We start from the raw sequence: 19,591 nt of genomic DNA on the forward strand, positions 1-19,591 counted from the left end.
GTTTTTAAATTTTTTAATACTAAGTTTTTATATTTCTAGACGAGAAGATTCGTCATTTTAAAGATTTTACTTATTATTTTAAACATTAATTATGAAATTTATCAATTTATTATCTACATAAAATATTTTATAACAATAAATATCTATAGTTATTGCAATTTTTCTTTAATAGTTTTGTATTTATTTGTACTTATTTTGAATTTGTTTGCTAAATTTGCCTATAAAAAGTATATATAAAAATATAGTTTAAAATGGTATAATTAATTATAACAGAAGGAGGTAATGTAAGTGAGCCAATACATAAATATAAACTCTCAGTTAGACGCCCTGAAATTGAAAGAATTCGAGAAAGTATTTTACGAAAATATCAATGAGGACGTTAAAGTAGTGCCAAAAGTTACTCCTTTTAAAGGAATAAATACTGACTTGTTGTATATAAAAGATGGAAAAATTTTATTTATAAAATTTATGGATACAACAGAAGATATATATTTTATTTTGGAAGAAGAGTTACTTGAAGTTATGCATGAGGAATATGAGCTTTTGAAACTAAAAATGGGACAAAAGAATAGAAATATAAGCTATAATTATGTTTATATTATGCCATATGTTGAAGTAGACGAAGCTTATGAGTTTGAAGAATTTGTGAATAATAATATAATAGATAAAAATAAGCTTCAAGATATAATGGCTAGTGCTTCACTGGATGAATATCTTAAGGAAAAAAATGATGAAATAAATTTAAATTTATTTTTATTAGATATATGTTCAGAATACTATATAATAAATGACACACTTCACCTAAACGAAAAATTTAAAAAAATTTCCTTCTACAATGATGACTATAAATATACAGCAACTATGATGGAAGAAATTCAAATTAAAGATGCTATTTCTATTAAATATGGAAATACACTTATTGAAGGCGGTTCTGGTATAGGGAAAACGGCAAATATGCTTTCTAGAGCTATAAAACTGGCAAAAGTATATCCACATCATAAATTACTAATATTTACACATACAAAACAACTATGTAATGAACTTCGAGAAAGAATTGAATTATTATATAAAGATAACAACAATTTAGAAGTTCATACATTTAGTTCTTTTATATTTAAATTAGCTAAAAAATATAATCTAATCATTGACTACAATATGTTAAAAAATGATTATGAAAAAACATTTAATAATCTTGTAAAGCAAGCACAAAACATTATAAAGAATAAAAACATGTTTAAGGCTATTTTCATTGATGAAGCAGAAAGTTTTTTAGATTATGAAATAGATTTTATAAGAGAGTTTTTATATAAAACAAAATTCATATTTAATGTGTATTCTTGTAACTCTTTAAATATCTTTAATAGATTAAATATATTTAGGAAACTATATAGTAATATAGAGTTTGATGATAAAATCATATTAAATAAAAATTATAGGCAAGCTAAAGAAATTGTTGATTTTACAAATAATTTTTCAAATAATTCTAATGCTTATATTAATGAATTAAGACCTAATACAAAGTTTAATACTTTTTTTAATACAAAAGCACTTAGAGGTGGTAATAAGTCGGTTGATATAATAAAAGTAAGTGATTTAGATGACCAAATAAGTTCTGTAATATGGGAAATCGAATATTTGATAAGCAAAAAAGGTCTTGATTATTCTGAAGTTGCTATTGTATATCCTTATAATAAGAAGAAATTAAAAAGTGGAAAAACTATTTATTTTCAATACATGTTAAAAAAGGCATTAGAAGAAGCACAAATTCCTTATATATGTGCAGAAGATAACTTAACAAACATAAGTAAGAAGATAGGAACGACAATAGCAAATATATATACAATAAAGAATTTAGAATATAAATCGATAATAATATGTGAGTTAGAAATGTTATATAATCAAACAATAAATGATACAGAGCAAGATTATCAAGTAAATGACTTTGTAGGTGATTTAAATAAGGTTTATTTGGCTATGAGCAGGGCAACTGACTATCTAAGTATAGTAACAACCTTTAATGAAGATGCAAGTGATATAATAAGAATTATTACAGAATCAAAAGAGGATAGGAAATAAAACGTATTTTGAATTCAAAAAATTAAAAGAGACTGAATTGTGTAGAATAAATATTACCAATTCAGTCTCTTATTTTTTTAACTTACTTTTCCAATATTATCAAAAGGTAATAATCTTACCATGACCTTACCAATAATTTCATCTTCATCAACCATACCTACATCTGGGAATCTACTATCATTACTATTTTCTCTATTATCACCCATTGCAAATAACTTTCCTTTTGGAACGACTGTGTCTACATCTCCAGAAGTATAATTATTATGTATATATGGTTCAGTTATTAATTTGCCATTTACATACACTTTAGAATTGGATATTTTTATACTGTCACCTTCAGTAGCTATAACTCTCTTTATTAAATCTTTTTTCTTTCCAGTATCTCCATCAACTAAATCAGTTTTAAAAACTACAATATCACCTTTTTCGGGTTTACCAACTTTATATGATATTCTATTTAAAATTAAATAGTCTTTATCGTCTAAAGTAGGATACATTGATTCTCCACTAACAATAGAAGGTCTTATAAATTGTAATATTACAAATGCAAGTACAATAGCCATGGCTATTGACTTAATCCAATCAAATATTTCCTTTTTAACACTCATAATTTTTCTCCTTATCATTTGTCATTAAATTAAAATACTCTAGAATAAAAAGAAATAACCAAGAACAACTATACCCAAAATTATTCTATAATAACCAAAGACTTTAAAATCGTGTTTTTTGATATAATCCATAAAAAACTTAATAACTACGATTGAAACTACAAAAGCTACTAAAGAGCCAACACCCAGAATAAGCCATTCAAATCCAGTAAATCCAAATCCAGCTTTTAAAAGTTTTAATGCACTAGCTCCAAGCATTGTAGGAATAGCTAAGAAGAATGAAAATTCTGCTGCTACGTATCTAGAAGTACCAAGTAATACTGCACCGATTATAGTTGAACCAGATCTAGATGTACCTGGAATAAGAGCTAGACATTGGAATAAACCTATACAAAGAGCTAGTTTATATGTAACTTGAGAAAAATCTTTATATTTTGGTCTTTTATTTCTACTTTCAAGTCCTATCATTATTATACCATATACAATAAGAGCAATTGCAACTACTGTTGAATTGAAGAATAATCTGTCTATATCATCCTCAAACAGTATACCAATAACTCCAGATGGTATAACTGCAATTATAACCTTAAGCCATAAGCGAACTGTTTCTTTTTTTTGTTTAGTATTCTTTGCACTATCAAAAGGATTTAACTTCCTAAAAAATATAACAAGTACAGCTAATATTGAACCAAATTGAATTACAACTAAAAATGTATTTATAAATGTAGATGAAAAATTCAATTTTATAAATTCATCAACTAATATCATATGCCCTGTACTACTTACTGGTAGCCATTCTGTAATTCCTTGAACTATTCCCAAAATGACTGCTTTAAAAACTTCAAGCAAACTAAATGTTTCCAAATTTAAATACCTCCAATACAAATTTATAGTAGCATATTTTACTCAAATATTAATAAAATATGCCACCTTTTACTAACTTATAATACCACAGTACTGTGTAGTGCACAATGGAAGATTGATATTTTCATAAAACCTTCATAATTTAAAAAAATAAACTTGAAACTTGTCTATTGAATAAGGGGTATATATGAAGGGGAAATATATGGTATAGTAAAAGTATAACTATTTTATTTTATGAAAAGGAAAGGAGTTATTATGTATAGTACGAAAATATTGGATGATTATGAGTATGAAACTTTTAATGTTTTTTCGACAAAATTAAACCCAAGTACAAAACACGATTATTTATCAAAGGTTATGTTATTTAAAGAGTTTCTAAAAGGAAAAGAATTAATTTATGTAACAAAAGAAGATTGTAAAAATTTTGTGGACTATATACAAACCAAATATGCAAAATCAACCTGTGAAAAGATATATAGTTATTTACATAGTTTTTATAACTTTTTAAAAAAAGAAGGATATATAGATATAAATCCATTTAGACATGTAGAAAAACCAACAGTAACTAGAATAAAGACAAAGGATGATGTTTTAAGCATACAGGAAATAAATAAGCTTATAGGTATTTTACCAAAACTGAATATAAGAGATAGAGTGATAATAGTCTGTCTAGTTACTACTGGGTGTTTATTAAATGAATTAGTTAGCTTAAAGTGGAAAGACCTTATGGTAGATGAAAACGATAACTCGTATGTTAGACTAGGAAAGGGAAGAAAAGAGAGAGTAGTAAAGTTACATCCATACTTTTTTAGGCTTTTAGAAGACTACAGAAATTATTCTGGACTTCCAGAAGTAATAATACCTAATGATGATTTTATTTTTACAACTCAAAAAAGCAATTCTATAACAGATAGAAATGTCAGATTGATAGTAAAAAAAGCATTAGATTTAGCAGGACTTTCTCAATATTCAGCAAGAGACTTTAGACATTCATTTGCAGCAATAAGTTTAAGACTTGGGGCGGATGAGGGTGACGTAAAAAATCAACTTGGCTGGAGTGATAAATACTATGCAATTAGATATAAATATGTATTGAATTTTGTTGATAGCGAGATTGTGGATTATTTAATTGAGAAAGATAATCTAGATATAAATAAAAAGTATTAGCACGTAAAAAATACTCTATATAAATGTGAACAAAAAATAAAAAAGTCTTGTTATAGTTCGTAAAATTATATATAATTATTTATGTACTAATATGTACATAATAACTATACAACAAAAGATTTAAGGAAGGTGCTAATATAATGATAGATAACAAATATACTACGTACTCAAATCCGCTTACAGATAGATACTGTAGTAAAGATATGAGTTATATATTTTCTCCACAATTTAAATTTTCTACATGGAGAAGATTATGGGTTGCTCTTGCTGAAGGTGAGCATGAGTTAGGAATCAATATAACTGAAGAACAATTAGATGAGTTAAGAGCTAATATAGATAATATAAATTTTGATGAAGCTAGAAAAATAGAAAAAGAAGTAAGACATGATGTAATGTCTCATGTAAAAGCGTATGGTTTACAATGTGAAAAAGCTAAAGGAATCATCCATCTAGGAGCAACATCTGCTTATGTTGGAGATAATACAGACGTTGTACAAATGAATGAAGCCTTAAAACTTCTAAGAGTAAAGCTTGTAAATTTAATAAATAACTTAAAAGAATTTGCACTTAAGTATAAGGATATGCCAGCTCTTGGTTTTACGCACTTTCAAGCAGCACAACTTACAACAGTAGGGAAAAGAGCTTGTTTGTGGGCTCAAGATTTAATCCTTGATTTAGAAGACTTAAATTATAGAATAGATAATATGAAATTAAGAGGAGTTAAAGGGACTACTGGGACTCAAGCAAGTTTTTTAAGTTTATTTGAAGGAGACCATGAAAAAGTAAAAGAGCTAGATAAGAAAATTTGTAAAAAAATGGGATATAGTTCTTCTTATGCAGTAAGTGGACAAACATATACTAGAAAGCTAGACTATCAAGTAATAAGTGTATTATCAGGAATAGCTCAAAGTATGCATAAAATGACTAATGATATAAGACTTTTACAAAGTCTAAAAGAATTAGAAGAGCCATTTGAAAAAAATCAAATAGGTTCATCAGCAATGGCCTATAAAAGAAATCCAATGAGAAGTGAAAGAATAGCTTCTTTATCTAAATATATAATATCTGAATCTATAAGCCCTGCAATGGTACAGGCTACTCAATGGTTAGAGAGAACATTAGATGACTCAGCCAATAAAAGATTAGCTATACCTCAAGCTTTTATGGCAGCAGATGCTATACTTGAAATAGGTATAAATGTAACTGATGGGTTAGTAGTATATGAAAATATGATAAATAAACGTGTAAATGAAGAACTTCCTTTTATGGCTACAGAAACAATACTTATGGAAGCTGTAAAAAGAGGTGGAGATAGACAGGAATTACATGAGATAATAAGAGAATATTCTATGAAAGCTGCTTATAGAGTTAAACATGAAGGAAAAGATAATAATTTAATTGAGCTTATAATGAATGATGATTCATTTAAAATGAGCAAGGAAGAAATATTATCTATAATGGACCCAAAAAACTTTATAGGTAGAGCTCCAGAACAAGTTGTAGAATTTGTAAATGAAGTTGTAGAACCAGCTATAAAAGATTATAAAGAAGATTTAGGAAAAGTAGATGTGGATTTAAGAGTGTAAGTTTTATAGATAAAATATAATTAAAAACGGCTATCTTATTTATAAATAAGATAGCCATTTTAATGGGCTAGCGTCTGCTCTTCACCGCTGTGAAGAGTTCTTCCTTATTTACTATATCATGAATTCAATAAAATAGCTATATAAATAATATTTAATCAGAAAAATATAATTAAAAACAAGAAAAATAATAAGATTACTAATTAAATTTAATCATTATTCAAAAACTATTGTACTTGCAATATTTTTAATGTAAACTGAAATAAAGTTAGTTAGATAATTTAATAAATTTTAAAACAACCGAGGTGATTGTATGAAATACGTAGTAAAAGATACTATAAGTTTTTTGGTAAAAACATTTCCTAAGATTTATTCTAGTTTATATTTAGAAGACCTAAAAAAATTCGCACCAGACTATAATGTAAATAAAACACAATTGAGAGCATTAGTATTTATAAGAAATTATGGAGTAATAAGCATGACTGATTTATGCTCTAAATTAAATATAGAAAAAGGCAGTCTAACTAGTATGGTAGATGATTTAACAGAAAAAAAGTATGTAACAAGAGAAAGAGATTTAGTTGATAGAAGAAAGTATTTAATTGACATTACAGAAGAAGGAGATAAGATAGCTTCTGATTTTATGGATAAATTAAGTGATGGATTGGAAGAAAAGCTTTCTAGACTAACTGAAGAAGATAGAAAGAACTATCTAGGAGCAATAAATACTCTTCAGTATATATTAAATAAAGATGAATTTAAATAGGAAACTATGAAAAATCCCCTTTTCAAATATTGGTTGAAAAGGGGATTTTTTATCTAATAAAATTTACATAAGGTAAACTTTTAAAATTTATTTGTGTAAAGATACATATTGCTCTAAACCTTCTTTTAATAATGTAGCAGCTCTATGAAGGTCAGTTTCATTTAAGATGTAAGCTAATCTTATTTCGTCACGTCCTAAACCTGGAGTAGCATAGAATCCTTCAGCAGGGCAAACCATAACAGTTTCATTATTTTTACTGAACTCTTTTAACATCCAGATTGTGAAATCTTCTGCATTTTCAACTGGTAATTTAGCAACTATATAAAATGCACCAGTTGGTTTTTTACAGATAACACCTTCAACTTTCATTAATTCATTGTATAATACGTCTCTTCTTTTTTTGTATTCTTCATTAACTTCTTTGAAGTAAGAAACTGGAGTTTTGTATAATTCAACAGCTCCTATTTGTTCTAATGTAGGAACACAAAGTCTTCCTTGGCATAATTTAAGTATTTGAGCGATAAGACCTTTATTTTTACAAGCGATAGAACCGATTCTAGCACCACAAGCACTGTATCTCTTAGAAACACTGTCTATTATTATAACTCTGTCTTGTACACCTTCTAAGTTACCACAGCTAGTGTATTCAAGTCCATCATAAACAAATTCTCTATAAACTTCGTCTGCTATTATCCATAGATTTTTTTCTTTAGCTATTTCAGCTAGGATATTAAGTTCTTCTTTTGTATAAATTGCACCAGTTGGATTTCCTGGGTTAGAAAGAATTATAGCTTTAGTTCTATCATCTACCTTAGAAGCTATTTCTTCTTTTGATGGAAGGTGGAAACCGTTTTCAGCTTTTGTTGTAACAGCATTAACTTCTACGTTTACACATTGACCAAATCCATTGTAGTTAGTATAGAATGGTTCTGGAACTAATAAATTATCTCCTGGGTCACAAACAGCCATCATAGTGAAAAGTAAAGCTTCACTACCACCATTAGTTACTAATAATTCATCTTTTTCAAAATCCATATTGTAAGTTTTGTAGTAATTTTGAAGTGCTTCTAATAATTCTGGAATACCTTCAGAAGTAGCATATTCTAAAACTTCGCTATCAAAGTTTTTAACAGCATCAAAAAACCCTTGAGGAGTTTTTATGTCTGGTTGACCTATATTTAAGTGATATACTTTGATTCCTTTATCTTTTGCTGCTTGTGCAAATGGAACAAGTTTTCTGATTGGAGAGGCTTGCATTGCACTAACTCTGTTTGAATAATTCATTTTAATACCCCCTATTTAATTTAAATACGTATATTGTATTATGTAAATTGTATATTGGAATACAAGACATCTTTACAAGATAATAATAACATACTTATAGGTAAAAATCATCAAAAAAAATTAATATAGCTTTAAAATAAACTTTTAACAAATTAGAGTGAAATACTCGTATTTATACTAATAAATTATATGTACATAAACTTATTTATAGTATGATAATATATGTATATATTAGTTATAATTTTTTGTATTACAAAATTAAAATACCTAATACTAAATATGTAAAATTATAAAAAATATTATAAATTTATTTAACAGATACAATAAATATCATATAATTATATTAAAGGCTATTAACTAAGAGGTGTTAATTATGAGAGAATTAAGAATAGATCCAATTACTAATGATGTTGTTATATTTGCTACTGATAGGTTGAAAAGGCCATTAGATACAATTGATGTACCAAATGATGAAGAAGAAACTAATGAATACGATGAAGGATGCCCATTTTGTAAGGGAAATGAAGTTTATGCAACGGATACACTATTTGAAATAAAAGGTGATGAAGGTTGGCTTGTAAAATCTATATATAATAAATTTCCTATAATTGATGATTTGGCAAGAGATATATATGGTATTCATGAGGTAATGATAGAAAGTAATAAACATAACAGCAGTTTTTACAATATGAATCAAAAAGAATTTGAAGATGTTTTTTTTATGTATAGAAATAGATTTAAAAATTTGTCGAAAGATGACAAAGTAGAATATGTGAGTATTTTTAAAAATTTCTTGAGAAAGGCTGGAGCATCTTTGATGCATCCACATGCTCAAATACTATCTATGTCTTTTATTCCACCTGAAATTACAAATGAGTTGTTGGTTTCAAAAGAGTATTATGATAGTAATAAAAGTTCTTTGTATAATGACTTGGTAGAAAATGAGATAAGTTTAAATAAAAGAGTGGTTTATAATGGAGATGCTTTTTTAGTAATTATACCATATGCAACTAAGTACAGTGGAGAAGTAAGAGTAATATTTAAAGACAGCATAAAGTTTGATGAATTAACAGATAACAATATAAAAGAGCTTTCTATGATATTCGAAAAGTTATTTAAAAAATTATATAATATAAATGGATATATGCCATTTAACTTGTGTATCCATACTCATCCAACAAAAATTGAAACAAAATCATACTTTAATGTTCATATGCACATAATACCAAGAAAGTATAACCTTGGAGGATTTGAACTTGGAACAAATATGTATGTTTCTTCAATGAATCCTGAAGAATTAACAAAAAAATTAAAATTTGATTAAAGGATGTACTTTTTAGGTATTAAAGAAATAATAATTTTAAAATAAAATTATAGTATATCAATGTTAAAATAAAAACAAACAGAAAAATAAATGAAAAAACTAATAGAAAATTACTATTTAGATGAGGAGTGGAATATGAAATTTATATCGTGGAATGTTAATGGGATAAGAGCATGTGTAGGGAAAGGATTTTTAGACTTTTTTAGAGATATTGATGCAGATATATTTTGTCTACAAGAGACTAAATTACAGGAAGGGCAAATAGAGTTAGATTTGCCAGGTTATTTTCAATACTGGAATTATGCAGAGCGAAAAGGTTATTCAGGTACTGCTATATTTACCAAAAAAGAGCCTTTAAAAGTAATGTATGGAATAAATAGAGAAGAACATGATAAAGAAGGTAGAGTTATAACTTTAGAATTTGAAGATTTTTATTTTGTTACTGTATATACTCCAAATTCTCAATCTGAGTTAAAGAGATTAGAATATAGAACTAGATGGGAAGATGACTTTATAGATTATTTGGTTAAATTAGATAATCATAAGCCTGTAATAGTGTGTGGAGATATGAATGTGGCACATAAAGAAATAGACTTGAAAAATCCTAAAAACAACACAAAGAACGCAGGTTTTACAAAGGAAGAAAGAGAAAAATTCTCTAAATTATTAGATAGTGGATTTATAGACACATATAGATACTTTAATCCTGATAAAGAAGGAGTGTATAGTTGGTGGTCATATAGATTTAATGCAAGAAAAAATAACGCTGGATGGAGAATAGATTATTTTTGTGCATCTAAAAAATTAGAAGATAGATTGACAAATGTAAATATACACACTGAGGTATTGGGGTCAGACCATTGTCCAGTAGAATTAGAGATAAGATAGAAGTTTCATAAGGATAAAAATTGGGCTGTAGATGTAAATTTAAAGTTAATTATTCTTTTAATCTACATGCCTGTTTTTAACCTAGATAAATTTCACTTATTTTTTCCTTGTTTACAATTTTCTAATTCAAATTGATTTGTTTTTCCCATGTTGTAAGCTAAATTAATAATTTTTTTCTCATCTTTAGTCAAATCGCGATTTAGAATTTTCTTGAACTCATCAAACAATTTATCATAGTCAACTCTTTTTTTATTAGAATACTTTATAGATTTAGATTTAATATTTGTATATACATATATATCAGGTACTATACTTGGATTGTATATCTTAATAAAAACCTTCGATGTATAGTATGCATCATTTAAAGCATTGTGATAAGACATTTTTTCATCAAGTTCCAATATAGAAATAGCATTTTGCAAGCCAATACTTTTTCCTGCTGGATTATTAAAATATTTAGATGCATGTTGTTGAATATTAATATAAGACTTAGGTAAAATATCTGATGCTAGCTTATGATAATTGATATTTCTGTATAATTCCTTTAAATCTCCAACTCCCCAAACACATAGTATAGGGTCGTGTGATGCTATAAATTTTATGAAATTGTTGTAAACCTCAGGAAAAGTAGGCGAATTGTTAAAATCAGAGTCTTTAATATTAGTCATACGACTAATAAAAGGGTGCATTGCCTTGTATAGTGTAGGTTTAATATAGCTATTAAATGTATCTACTATATTAAATTTAGAATCCAGTTTAATTGCTCCTATTTGTATAATTTCAAAAGGACATTTTTCATTGGACACAGTTTTATTGAGTTTTTTGTCAAAGCCTTGGTTGAATTCCAAATCGAAAATTATGTATTCCATAAAGTTTATCTCCTAAATTTTTGTATTATTACTAGTATAGATTATATTATAAGCTAAATTAAATTTTTAAACAAAAATACTTTTATTTTAGTATACCCCATATTTATAAAAATGTTAAACTATTGTATGTATAATATTTTTCCAAGAAAAAATATTGCGAACTTTTTGTACTTGATATATAATAATATAAATAAAAACACGAATAAAACACGAATGTTTTGCAAGAAAAATTCATAAACATAAGGAAAAATGAATTTTATCTTGTATATTTAATAAAATAAAATTTACACAAAAATCATAGGAGAGTGAAAAGATGGAGAGTTTATTATATGTAATAGAGAAAGATAAGCATACCAATGAAGAGATAAGAGAAATCCTAAAGAGCAATAAAAACATAAGATTCGTTTCTTTAATGGGTGTTGACTTAGGAGGAAATGCAACAGACGAAAAAATTCCTGTAGAATTATTTTTAGAGGATATAGATAAATTCTTAGAATCAGCTATACAAACTGATGGTTCAAGTGTTGAGCTTTATAATATAGCAACACTAAATAATGCAAAAGTAGACTTAATGCCAGATAAAAGTTGTCATTGGTATGTAGATTACAATATGGAATACATAGATGAAGAAGCAGGATTACCTGTAGGAACATTAAAGATACCTGCATTTCTAATACATGATAATAAAAAAGTATGTTCTAGGGGAATTCTTCAAAAAGCAGATAAATATTTTAAGAAATCTATGTTTGAAATATTTAGAGAATATCCACATGTAATAAACAATATAGGAATAAACTCAGTAGATGATATAGAAGAAATAATGTTAACAGCAGCTACAGAACTTGAATTTTGGGTTAATACTCCTGAAGATAAGGCTGACTTAGAAAAATTATATGTATCACAAAGCTTAAAAGAACAATACTGGAAAAGAACTCATGGTATTATAAGAACTTGTCTAGAACAAAGTTTAATAATACTTCAAAAGCTAGGTGTAAGCCCTGAAATGGCTCATAAAGAGGTTGGGGGAATTCAAAGTTCTATAAGTATAGATGGAAAGACAAACCATGCTATGGAGCAATTAGAGGTTTCTTGGAAGTTTTCTACACCATTACAAGCGGCAGATAATGAATTATTAGTAAGAGATGTTATAGAAGATGTATTTACATCACATGGATTAGAAGTCACATTTAAAGCAAAGCCAATTCATGGAGTTGCAGGAAGTGGTGGTCATACACATGTAGGAGTAAGTGCAAAATTAAAAGATGGAAGTAGCAAAAACTTATTTGCTCCAAAAGATTTAAAAGAAGATTATCTAAGTGAATTAGGGTATGGAGCTCTTATGGGACTTCTTTATAATTATGAAGTATTAAATCCAATTGTAACAGCTTCTAATGATGGATTTAATAGACTAGTTCCTGGATTTGAAGCACCTGTATGTATAGTTACATCTTTAGGTCATAGTTATGAAATGCCATCTAGAAATAGGTCAGTACTTGTTGGGTTAATAAGAGATATAAAGAATCCAAAGACTGTAAGATTTGAGTTAAGATCACCAAGTCCTCTATCTAATACTTATCTAGTAATAGCAGGATGTTATCAAACAATGTTAGATGGTATAAAAGCAGCAGCTAAGAGTGGACTTAGTACTAAAGAACTAGAAAAAGAATTATCTAAAAATGTGGGAGAAGAAAGTTTCTATTTAGAAAAAGACAGAGCATATAGAGATGAAAATGATGTATTTGAACATTATAATTTAGAAGAAAGAAATGCAAGATTTGGAACACCTCCAGCAACAGTTTATGAAAATATGAAAAATCTAGAGATATATGCTTCTAAATTAAAATCTTTAAAACAAGGCGATGTATTTACTGATAGCATAATAGAATCATTTAAAGTTGGGGCAATAGATAAGTGGCAAAAAAAATTAAAAACTAGAATAATAGAAGCGGGAATTCAAAAGATAAGAAGTATTGTAAAAGTACACACAAAAGAAAATATGGATGCACTTGATGAAGTAGTTTGGAATTCAATATCAGACTTAAAGTTTAATATTATGAAAGACACTTTAACTAGAGAATCACTATTTACTAGAGTAAGAGAAGCTGTAGAAAATAAAGATTATCAAACTGCTTCGGATTTACAAATAGAACTAAAGAGAAGCATGGAAGAAATACAACAATTATATATGCAATACAAGAAAAATATATACTAAGATAAAATGATAATAATTTGATTTTGATATTATAAAGGCAATTAAGTATGATTAAATCATTTTGAGTTAAATCTCAAATGTAAAAATCATACTCAATTGCCTTTAATTTTTGATTTTAAGTTTTACAATAAAATTAATCTAAATTAATTATATTGATTATCTATTAATTCTGATATATAATCAGCAATTTCATCTGGATGAATGACTGTTTTAAATTCTTCTAGATTCTTTTTCATAAAATTTATTATAGAATCAAATTCATTTGACACTAACTTGTAAAATATATTTTTTAGGTCTAGGTCATCGCTATAAATCATTCCAAGACCCTTATCTATTATAAATTTGGCATTTTCAATTTCTTGACCAACTTTTGGCATTTTAACGAGTACTGGAGTTTGAGACTGGATTGCTTCAAATATAGTTGCTCCTCCAGGTTTAGTCAACATTAAGTCACATTCTTCTATCAGATTGTACATATCATTTACAAATCCAAGTACTTTTATATTTTTTAGAGGTTTTTTATGAGTTAAATTATCATATAGTTTTTTATTTTTACCTGTAACTATTGTAATCTCTATGGAATTAATATGTTCTTCAATAAAGTCATCTATCCAATGTATAAAATCCTCATCTATATCAAACAGACCTCTTCCTCCTCCTAAAAGCAATAATCTATATTTTCCATAACAAGGCTCTTTACTTTCAATCTGGAATCTCTTATCTACAGGAACTCCAGTAACTTTTATGGAATCTGGATTTATTCCTTTTTGAAAAAATCTATTTTTTATCTCTGGAGATGGAACAAAATATAAATCTGTATTTTCAAAAACCCATTCCATACTGTCTACAACATCTGTAATAACTGTCAATGTTGGTATATTTATGTCAGGATTTTTTATCTTAAAATTATTTACACAAGCAGCAGCTAGTGGAAATGTAGAGATAATCAAATCTGGATTTATATCAGAAATATACTCAGAAAGTTTAGGTGTATATAATTTATGAGAGAAATCATGTCTTGAGTCAAACGATTTCTTAAAATAGTAATAATAATTATATAATCCAGGAGTATATTTTGTATTGTTTTCATAAAGCTTCACCATAGGCTTATTCATCATAGGGATACTTGCATTTATAAAGTTTTGTATAACAACATTGTAATTACTATATTTTTCAATGATACATTCCTTAACTGCTTTTGCAGCACTTATATGACCAGCACCAAATTGAGCTGTTAAGATTAATATAGTTTTATCTTCTTTTGTTTTAGACAATTTATCACCACTTTCATAAAATATATCTGATTAGAGTATTATACATTTACAGAAGAATTTAATCAATAATAATATTAAAAAATAACTATTGTGTAAAACATAGTACTGTGTTATTATGAAAGCATAAGAAGTTTTAACATAGTACCTTGTAAAACACAATACTGTGTATTTAAAGAAAGGATGGAGTATATGAACACACAATTTAGAAAGGGTGTCTTAGAAATTTGTGTACTCGCGCTAATATCTAAAAAAGATATGTATGGATATGAAATAGTACATAATATTTCTAAAGTAATAGATGTAAATGAAGGAACGATATATCCTATTCTAAGAAGACTGACAAAAGATTTGTATTTTGAAACATATATACTAGAATCTAATGAGGGTCCTGCTAGAAAATACTATAGAATAACTTCACTAGGAAAAGAAAACTTATCCAATTTGATGGAAGAATGGAGAGAATTTGTAAAGGCTGTTGAGATTTTAATAAGTGAAGATGAGGGAGGTAATGAACTTGAATAAAACTGAGTTTCTGGAAATTTTAAAGGATTATCTAAGAAAGGATTTTTCTGAGAGCGAAGTTAATGATATATTGAGAGATTATGAAGAATATTTTGTAGATGGGATTATAGAAGGAAAGAGTGATATGGAGATAATATCATCACTTGGTTCACCAAAATCTATAGCAAGAGAACTTATTCTACAGACAAAAGAAAAAAACATTGAAGATGAAAAAATAATAAACACAGATATTTTAAATGATAAGTTTAGTAAATTCAAGTTAGATATGAAAAAGGGATATTCTATTTTAAAAGATGAAGCTAAAGAAAAATACAATAAATCGAAAGAAAGAGTAAATGATAAACTTACTCCAAGTATAGAAGAAGGTGTTGTAGGAGTATCTAGAGAAGCTATAAAGATTTTATTAGTATTTTTATCCTTATTATTGATTATTCCAGCATTTGCATTTGTATGTGCTATTATTTCAGTTGCTATTGGGTTAGTATGTACATTGATTGCTTTTGTCATATCAATTCCATTTGTAATTAAATTTATTTCAATGGTTCCAGATGTTACAATGTTTTGTATATTTGCGACTATAGCATTTATAGGTTTAGAGATACTGGCATGGCAAATTTTACTGTTTGTTATAAAGTTAGGCAAACAATTGTTAAGTAGTTATATAAATTGGATAAAGAGAAAAAACATTTATATAAATGCAAATGAAAAGATGGAAAAAAGAAATAAAGATACTTTAAGTGAGAAAGATTTGAATAAAGATTTATATGATGATTATTACAATATAGAAAAAGAAGATATAAGGGAATCTGATAATTACAATGATGATAGCATAAATTTTGAGTCAATGTATAAAGATTTTGAAGAGACAGATGATAAGAAAGGAGAAGATAAACATGAATAAGAAACTTGCCATATTTGCTGCGGTTTTATTAGTAATAGGTATAATTGGAACAACATGGTCAGGGATTTTAGTTATGCCAAGCTTAATAAACTTTGGACTCGAAAAAGAAGCTGAATTTAAAAAAGAAAATAAACTTTATCAAGAAAAAGTAAATATTGACAAGTTAGATGTATCTGTTGACAATATAAATGTTACGATAAAGAGACACTCAAGTGAAGATGTACGTGTGACAACAAGGGGAAATAATGAGTTTTACAAATATAATGTAACTTTAAAGGATAAGACATTAGTTGTAAAAGGTGAACGAAAATATGAAAATCGTGTTAAAAAAATTAAAAATTTTGACCAATTATTTAATACATCTATAAATAGTATGTTTTCAGGAGATTATAGGGAAATAGTAATCTATGTACCAAATAATGTAGATATAAATGTATCAAGTGTAGATTCATCTCTATTAGTATATGATAATGTAGCTTCAAATAATATAACATATAAGAGTTCTTATGGAAGATTTGAGAGAGTTATAACTGAAAATAATATAAATAAGCTAGATACATTAAATTTAATATCTAGTAATAATCTTGAATTATCTACAAAATCAGTTTTAGGTGTTAAAAACGTAAATATAGAATCAGAATCATTAGATATATCTTCAGAATATGAAGACATATTTGTCAATAATGTAGAACAATATATACCTGAAAATATAAACATAAAGGAAAAAATAGGTAGGAATTCGCATTATGATAACAACTTTAGCATATATTGTGATTTTCCAATTGCTAAAAATTTAGATATAGATGTTCCAAATTCTAAAGTAAGTCTTACTCTACCAGTAAATAAGTATAAGTTTAATTGCGACATAAAGTCTAAAGAAAGAATAGAAGATATTAATGATGAAGCAGAAGAATACAGTGATAGTTCAGATGGATATGAACACAGTGAAGAAAATCATAACTCATATAAAAATATAAGAGAAATAAAAGGGCTTTTAAATGAAAACTTGTCGAATTTAGAACAAGAGTATACTATAAAAATAAATTCAAATAAATTAGAAATGTAAATAATTTATTACTATAATTAATAAATTGACCTAAAAGTATAAAAATATAGTCTATACTATGGTATAATAAGTATCGAAATAGAATTGGGAGAGGGATACTTATGAATAAAATAGCAGTAAGTTTTTTAATAATTGCTACTACTTTATTGAGTACAGCATGTATGGATTATAAAGTTGACAAAGTAGAATTGGTTGATTCTAGAGATTCTGCAGTTGTAAAGAAAGGTGAAGACATAAAAGAAGAAACTGATACAATTAATCCTAAAAAAACAGCTAAAATACCTATAGAGATAGTTTCAAAGGATGAAAAGATAGTAAAATACTTGCAAATAGATGAAGAAAGTACATTAAAAGATAAACTACAGTTAATCTTAGATACTTTATCACATGAGTATTTTAATGGTTTAGATATGGAAGTTGAAGTTCAGGAAAAAGATAGTCTAGTTAAGATAAACTTAGTTGAACCTGATGAAAAGGGGAGAGTTTCTTGGAAAGAGGATTATTTAAATGAACAAAATATAATATATACTATAAATAATATTATCAAAAATGTCATTCAAGAAGATGATAATAGTATTTGGGTTGAAGAAGTAGAGATATACTACAATGGAGAATTAATAGAGTTAACATAAGAAATGATGTGTTTTATTTAAAAGCACATCATTTTTTTTATAATTTTTTAATCCTTATAAAATCCTTATATTTATGATTTAAAATGATTCTTGTAAATAAGTTTGACAAAAGAAAGGATGAAAATTATGAGTAATTATATTTTGGAGGTAAAAGGAGTTTCTAAAAAATTTAAGGAGCAGGCTGCAGTTAATAATATTTCAATTGCAATTAAACATAATTCTATTTATGGATTATTAGGACCAAATGGAGCAGGGAAATCTACTTTATTAAAAATGATAACAGGGATTTTAAACCCCACTTCTGGAAAGATATTATTTGAAGGTCATAGATGGACTAGAAAAGACTTAGCAAACATTGGGTCTCTTATTGAATCACCTGCTATATATGAGAATTTAACAGCAAGAGAGAATCTAAAAGTTCATACTACATTACTTGGTCTTCCTGACTCTCGCATTGAAGAAGTTTTAGAGATTGTTGATTTAAGAGATACTTTTAAAAAGCGTTCAGGTCAGTTTTCTCTAGGTATGAAGCAGCGTCTTGGTATTGCTATCGCATTATTAAATCACCCAAAACTTTTAATCTTAGATGAGCCTACAAATGGACTTGACCCTATTGGAATTGAAGAACTTAGAGAATTGATTCGTTCTTTTCCAAAGCAAGGAATTACAGTTATTTTATCAAGTCATATTTTGTCTGAGGTTGAGCAAGTTGTAGATGAAATTGGAATAATTTCTAATGGAGTAATAGGGTATCAAGGAGAAGTATCAAAAGAACAAAATTTAGAAGAACTTTTTATGAAAGTTGTAGCTGAAAATAGAAAGAGAGGTAAGTAAGATGGAAAGATTTGTTAGAGCAGAGTTCCAAAAGATGAAAAGAACTTTTGGAATGAGATTGTCTTGGATAGCCCCAATATTTTCTATACTTATCTGTTTTGGACTAGGTGGAGGACAAAATGGTACTTACAATTGGTGGTATACTATGTTTCTTCCAGGAGCAATAACTTTAATTTGTTCTTTAGTAGTACAAAAAGATGAAAAAAAGAAGTATCAAGGTGTCTTGTCATTGCCAGTTGACAAAAAAAATATCTGGACTGGAAAAATACTTTATTGTACCATTATACTTTGTATATCTTCAATTATTTTCATGATAGGGATAGTTTTTATTGGAGTAGTTTATAAGAAAACTATTTTAATAAATCAAAATATTATTGGAACTATAGTACTTATCTTACTATTTATGTGGCAAATTCCACTTTGTATGTTTTTAGCTTCAAAATTTGGTTTGTTTATTACAGTTTTAATAAATATGTTTTTCACTGTGCTTGGAGTAGCTGTTTTTTCAACTACAAGTTCATGGTACTTATTTCCATATTCAATTCCATCAAGATTAATGGCTACGGTATTGCATATTTTACCAAATGGGCTTCCTGTACCAGAAGGGAATGAACTTTTAAGTACTAATGTTATTTTACCAGGGATATTAATATCTATTGTTTTATTTATATTATTTACTTTAGCTACAAGTGTTTGGTTTAAAAATAGAGAGGTGAAATAA

The 19,591-nt window shown here is 27.0% G+C and carries 18 protein-coding genes; 13 read left to right on the forward strand and 5 right to left on the reverse strand.

Annotated elements, in window-relative coordinates:
- Positions 1-288 precede the first annotated feature (288 nt).
- Entirely contained in the window at positions 289-2,076 is a 1,788-nt protein-coding gene (locus KGF52_RS06975) for a UvrD-helicase domain-containing protein (RefSeq protein ID WP_227839594.1), read from the forward strand.
- Positions 2,077-2,153: 77 nt separating this feature from the next.
- On the opposite strand, the gene lepB is transcribed toward KGF52_RS06975, so the two are convergent.
- Together lepB and KGF52_RS06985 are read right to left on the reverse strand one after the other, a co-directional pair.
- The gene (gene lepB, locus KGF52_RS06980; RefSeq protein ID WP_227827212.1) at positions 2,154-2,684 is read right to left on the reverse strand and encodes a signal peptidase I; all 531 of its coding nucleotides are present in this window, start codon (positions 2,682-2,684) and stop codon (positions 2,154-2,156) included.
- Positions 2,685-2,723: 39 nt separating this feature from the next.
- On the reverse strand, positions 2,724-3,548 hold the full coding sequence (locus KGF52_RS06985) for an undecaprenyl-diphosphate phosphatase (protein ID WP_227839595.1): 825 nt from the start codon (positions 3,546-3,548) through the stop codon (positions 2,724-2,726).
- 255 nt (positions 3,549-3,803) lie between these two features.
- Here KGF52_RS06985 and KGF52_RS06990 point away from each other — a divergent pair, with 255 nt between their 5' ends.
- The 3 genes from KGF52_RS06990 (at position 3,804) to KGF52_RS07000 (ending at position 7,064) form a co-directional block, all read left to right on the forward strand.
- Positions 3,804-4,715: a tyrosine-type recombinase/integrase gene (locus KGF52_RS06990; RefSeq protein WP_227839596.1), complete on the forward strand. Its 912-nt coding sequence runs from the start codon at positions 3,804-3,806 to the stop codon at positions 4,713-4,715.
- A gap of 140 nt (positions 4,716-4,855) precedes the next feature.
- On the forward strand, positions 4,856-6,301 hold the full coding sequence (purB, locus tag KGF52_RS06995) for an adenylosuccinate lyase (protein ID WP_227839597.1): 1,446 nt from the start codon (positions 4,856-4,858) through the stop codon (positions 6,299-6,301).
- Positions 6,302-6,611: 310 nt separating this feature from the next.
- The gene (locus KGF52_RS07000; RefSeq protein ID WP_227827215.1) at positions 6,612-7,064 is read left to right on the forward strand and encodes a MarR family winged helix-turn-helix transcriptional regulator; all 453 of its coding nucleotides are present in this window, start codon (positions 6,612-6,614) and stop codon (positions 7,062-7,064) included.
- An 87-nt stretch (positions 7,065-7,151) separates the two neighbouring features.
- On the opposite strand, the gene KGF52_RS07005 is transcribed toward KGF52_RS07000, so the two are convergent.
- Entirely contained in the window at positions 7,152-8,348 is a 1,197-nt protein-coding gene (locus KGF52_RS07005) for a pyridoxal phosphate-dependent aminotransferase (RefSeq protein ID WP_227839598.1), read from the reverse strand.
- Between the two features lie 373 nt (positions 8,349-8,721).
- Here KGF52_RS07005 and galT point away from each other — a divergent pair, with 373 nt between their 5' ends.
- Together galT and KGF52_RS07015 are read left to right on the forward strand one after the other, a co-directional pair.
- Positions 8,722-9,672 (forward strand): galactose-1-phosphate uridylyltransferase, encoded by a 951-nt coding sequence (gene galT, locus KGF52_RS07010; protein WP_227839599.1) that lies wholly within the window; start codon positions 8,722-8,724, stop codon positions 9,670-9,672.
- Between the two features lie 135 nt (positions 9,673-9,807).
- Complete coding sequence (locus KGF52_RS07015; protein ID WP_227839600.1) at positions 9,808-10,560, forward strand: exodeoxyribonuclease III; 753 nt, start codon at positions 9,808-9,810, stop codon at positions 10,558-10,560.
- Between the two features lie 92 nt (positions 10,561-10,652).
- On the opposite strand, the gene KGF52_RS07020 is transcribed toward KGF52_RS07015, so the two are convergent.
- Entirely contained in the window at positions 10,653-11,429 is a 777-nt protein-coding gene (locus KGF52_RS07020; protein ID WP_227827218.1) for a 3'-5' exonuclease, read from the reverse strand.
- 313 nt (positions 11,430-11,742) lie between these two features.
- On the opposite strand from KGF52_RS07020, the gene KGF52_RS07025 reads away from it, so the two are divergent.
- Positions 11,743-13,641 (forward strand): glutamine synthetase, encoded by a 1,899-nt coding sequence (locus KGF52_RS07025; RefSeq protein ID WP_227827219.1) that lies wholly within the window; start codon positions 11,743-11,745, stop codon positions 13,639-13,641.
- A 143-nt stretch (positions 13,642-13,784) separates the two neighbouring features.
- Here KGF52_RS07025 and KGF52_RS07030 read toward each other — a convergent pair whose 3' ends face one another.
- Positions 13,785-14,915: an MGDG synthase family glycosyltransferase gene (locus KGF52_RS07030; RefSeq protein WP_227839601.1), complete on the reverse strand. Its 1,131-nt coding sequence runs from the start codon at positions 14,913-14,915 to the stop codon at positions 13,785-13,787.
- 189 nt (positions 14,916-15,104) lie between these two features.
- On the opposite strand from KGF52_RS07030, the gene KGF52_RS07035 reads away from it, so the two are divergent.
- The 6 genes from KGF52_RS07035 to KGF52_RS07060 all read left to right on the forward strand — a co-directional run bounded on the left by KGF52_RS07035 (position 15,105) and on the right by KGF52_RS07060 (position 19,591).
- Positions 15,105-15,437 carry a PadR family transcriptional regulator gene (locus tag KGF52_RS07035; protein ID WP_009889116.1) on the forward strand — a complete coding sequence of 111 codons (333 nt, stop codon included), beginning with the start codon at positions 15,105-15,107 and terminating at the stop codon, positions 15,435-15,437.
- Entirely contained in the window at positions 15,424-16,338 is a 915-nt protein-coding gene (locus KGF52_RS07040) for an HAAS signaling domain-containing protein (protein WP_227839602.1), read from the forward strand. The genes KGF52_RS07035 and KGF52_RS07040 overlap by 14 nt, the downstream gene beginning before the upstream one ends.
- Positions 16,331-17,404 (forward strand): DUF4097 family beta strand repeat-containing protein, encoded by a 1,074-nt coding sequence (locus KGF52_RS07045; RefSeq protein ID WP_227839603.1) that lies wholly within the window; start codon positions 16,331-16,333, stop codon positions 17,402-17,404. The genes KGF52_RS07040 and KGF52_RS07045 overlap by 8 nt, the downstream gene beginning before the upstream one ends.
- 101 nt (positions 17,405-17,505) lie before the next feature.
- Positions 17,506-18,036, forward strand: a complete 531-nt coding sequence (locus tag KGF52_RS07050) for a hypothetical protein (protein ID WP_227827223.1) — start codon at positions 17,506-17,508, stop codon at positions 18,034-18,036.
- A 126-nt stretch (positions 18,037-18,162) separates the two neighbouring features.
- The gene (locus KGF52_RS07055) at positions 18,163-18,870 is read left to right on the forward strand and encodes a lantibiotic protection ABC transporter ATP-binding protein (protein ID WP_227827224.1); all 708 of its coding nucleotides are present in this window, start codon (positions 18,163-18,165) and stop codon (positions 18,868-18,870) included.
- Between the two features lies 1 nt (position 18,871).
- Positions 18,872-19,591, forward strand: a complete 720-nt coding sequence (locus KGF52_RS07060; RefSeq protein WP_227839604.1) for a lantibiotic immunity ABC transporter MutE/EpiE family permease subunit — start codon at positions 18,872-18,874, stop codon at positions 19,589-19,591.

Source organism: Clostridioides sp. ZZV15-6597 (assembly GCF_020657815.1).
GTDB lineage: Bacteria > Bacillota > Clostridia > Peptostreptococcales > Peptostreptococcaceae > Clostridioides.